Source organism: Okeania sp. SIO2F4 (assembly GCF_010672385.1).
In the GTDB taxonomy this organism is placed as follows: Bacteria; Cyanobacteriota; Cyanobacteriia; order Cyanobacteriales; family Microcoleaceae; genus Trichodesmium.
Map to the genome: position 1 here is coordinate 1 of NZ_JAAHGT010001103.1, position 2,883 is coordinate 2,883.

Consider the following 2,883-nt stretch of genomic DNA (forward strand, 5'->3'; position numbering starts at 1 on the left):
GGATAAGTACGAGGTTTATAAGCACCTCCACGCAGAAACCTAGCACCAGCAGCTTTCACCCGTTGGGCTGTTTCTATAATCATTTCCTCATTTTCTACTGAACAGGGTCCAGCAACTACAACTAGAGGATTATCGAGGCCAAAAGGTACAGGTCCATCTGGAGTAGATACCACTACTGTACTAGCCTCTCCGTGACGATACTCCAAACTTGCTCGTTTGTAGGGGCGTTCGACCCGCATTACTTGTTCGATCCAAGGACTCATTTCCTGTAGTTGTAATGGATCTAGGTCTGCAGTATCTCCTACTAAACCAATGACAACTTTATAACGCCCAACAATTTTTTCTGGAGTTAGACCCCAATTAGTTTGGAGTTCACTGCAAAGACGATCTATCTCTTTTTCTGGAGAACCAATTTTAGTTACTATAATCATTTTTTCTTTTACAGTTAAATAGGTATAGGTTCAATTAAGATTATCTCGATCATAAATTGAAACAGTTAAGTTATTGTAATTTCTTAATAAATCTAATACAAAGTTCTTTTTTCTCTGTAGGTATGATACTTTGCTTCTCATCAGAAACTACAAAATAAAGTTTGGGAAAATCAGCATAATCTAGAGACGAGATTTTGTTCATTTCTATAAGTAAGCATTCAGGAGTCAGCTATTAGCTAGCCTCCTGGGTCAGAACTACGTTAACAGCTTTATTACTTTTAAAGGATGGATTAGCATCTTCGTAATTTTCAAGAATTAAAAGTTACTGTAAAATCCTGTCATTTAACCTTAGCAGTCTATCGAGCTACATCTACATTTTCTGCCAATTATATGGGTTTAAAACTCAAACTCGTCTTCTTGTGCTTTAATTCTCTGGTTAAAATATAGTAGAAGTTAAACTAATGCTTACTTAATTTATTAAAAAGCTAAGAGCTGACCGCTAATAGCTGTTAGCTCCGCATTTTCCAGGAAATGCTTATCTCGATAACCACTAAATTGTGGATAGAAATTAGCTTTTTGATTTACCTTCTTTCCAAGCTTCTTTCATCCGCTGAAAGTTAATTTTTAGTTCTTGCCAACCTAATAAGCTACCTTTTTTATCTTCATCCCAAGAAGCAGAAAAAAGACCATAACTCAAACCAATAACACTTAAACCAAAGAAGCCCGTACTAACTAGCAAAACTGCTTGGTTTGGCACTGTAAAAATATCATTTATAATGATAAAGTAGCTAAAAACAAAAGTTAACAAAGAAAATAGTAGAGGTGTACCAGATAATAAAACCATACGGCTTATCATCCGCCTACTAACTACTTCAGGAATGGAATTTTCTCCTCTAACTTTTTGGCTTTTCTGATTACTAATGTTTTTCGACTGATTTACATTAGAAGAATTTTTCTCTTCTGTCGCCTTTATTTTAGGTGCAGAAGATGATTTCTTACTTTGCTTTTTCCGGTTTTTAGGAGGTTCAAAAGGTAAAGGTTGGCGTGATGATTCTGGAGACATAAGTCATTTCAGTTATCAGTTATCAGTTATCAGTTCCGCTGGCTTAAGCATCGGAATTGAAATAATGAATTTAATTTTTTTATCCCCTGAAAAAGGGGAGGTTTAAGACCTTATTTTTTTGTCAGTTTTTAACCTCTAATACCAAGGCGACCAATCAATGTTTTATAACGTTCTTGGCTTTGTTTCTGAATGTATGTCAATAAGCGCTTACGTCTACCAATCATCTTTAAGAGACCTCTTTGGGATGAATAATCTTGCTTATTATTTTTTAAATGAGCGCTTAATTTGCTAATTCTTTCAGTCAGCATAGCTACTTGAACATCTGCTGAACCTGTGTCCGTTTCATGGGTTTGATATTCACCAATAATCTCTTGTTTACGCTGTTGTTTGAGAACCATATATTCAATTTCTACTAATCTTTCCAAAAATTACCACAATCACTTATAGTATCATATATATTCATTCTGAGAAATACCCATACAAATCATTTAAAGTTGAGTAGAGCGACTCAACCAACTAATAGCTTCCCTAATCCAATCTTCTGCATTGGTATTTTTGGACATATTAGCATCTTTACTAACAGCTTGCAATGCCTGTATTACCTCTTGACCTGTATACCCCAAAGCTAACAAAGTCATTTCTACCTCTTCTTGAATAGCAGGCATAACTCCCACAGGTACTGATGTAGTTAAACCTGCATCTTGTCGCCACTCGGCCAATTTATTTTTCAATTCTAAAGCAATACGTTCTGCCGTTTTTGCTCCTACCCCTGGGGTTTTCGCCAATACACGAGTATTTCCCCCCACAATAGCCTGAACTAAGTCTGGTAATTCTAAAGTATCCAACAGAGCGATCGCTAATTGTGCCCCAATACCACTGACACTTACCAACTGACGAAATAAGTCTCTTTCTGCAGAAGTACCAAAACCGTATAATACTATTTGGTCTTCTCGTACTTGTTGGTGAGTAAAAACTTGGACATCTTCTCCTGGTTGTAGACTCTGAGTCAACCTAGGCAGAATTTGTAGCTCATAACCTATTTGATTAACCTCTAAAATTAGAGTCACACGAGGACTACTGCCTTTATGAACATCTGCTACTTTCCCTTTCAGGTAGTTAATCATTCAAATTATTTCAAAATTATTTCAAAATTATATATTAACAATTGCTGAACAATTAACAAACTTAATTTTCAGAAATTACCAAATACAGAGGATTCACTCCAACAAATAATGTTTATAAATATAAAATATCACTCTAGCCAAGTTGCTAGTAATTAGTATTACTCTGAGGATTTTTCCCTATCTTGACTAGAATATAATTAGTAATTTTTTTTCTAATGGGAGGGCGCTCGATCTAGATATAGAACAAAAATAATTAACAATAGAA

4 protein-coding genes and 1 pseudogene are annotated in these 2,883 nt (G+C 35.2%); all 5 read right to left on the reverse strand.

What is annotated here, in order from left to right; translation table 11 throughout:
* Window positions 1-431: pseudogene (locus F6K22_RS37555) on the reverse strand (3-deoxy-7-phosphoheptulonate synthase); the annotation flags it as partial.
* A 70-nt stretch (window positions 432-501) separates the two neighbouring features.
* Window positions 502-633 carry a hypothetical protein gene (locus F6K22_RS37560; protein ID WP_293109893.1) on the reverse strand — a complete coding sequence of 44 codons (132 nt, stop codon included), beginning with the start codon at window positions 631-633 and terminating at the stop codon, window positions 502-504.
* Window positions 634-999: 366 nt separating this feature from the next.
* Complete coding sequence (locus tag F6K22_RS37565) at window positions 1,000-1,494, reverse strand: PAM68 family protein (RefSeq protein WP_293109895.1); 495 nt, start codon at window positions 1,492-1,494, stop codon at window positions 1,000-1,002.
* A 128-nt stretch (window positions 1,495-1,622) separates the two neighbouring features.
* Window positions 1,623-1,892, reverse strand: coding sequence for a 30S ribosomal protein S15 (gene rpsO / locus F6K22_RS37570; protein WP_293109899.1), 270 nt, complete (start codon window positions 1,890-1,892; stop codon window positions 1,623-1,625).
* 90 nt (window positions 1,893-1,982) lie between these two features.
* A complete protein-coding gene (gene ruvA / locus F6K22_RS37575; protein WP_293109897.1) occupies window positions 1,983-2,618 on the reverse strand; it encodes a Holliday junction branch migration protein RuvA in 636 nt (211 codons plus the stop codon).
* Window positions 2,619-2,883 lie beyond the last annotated feature (265 nt).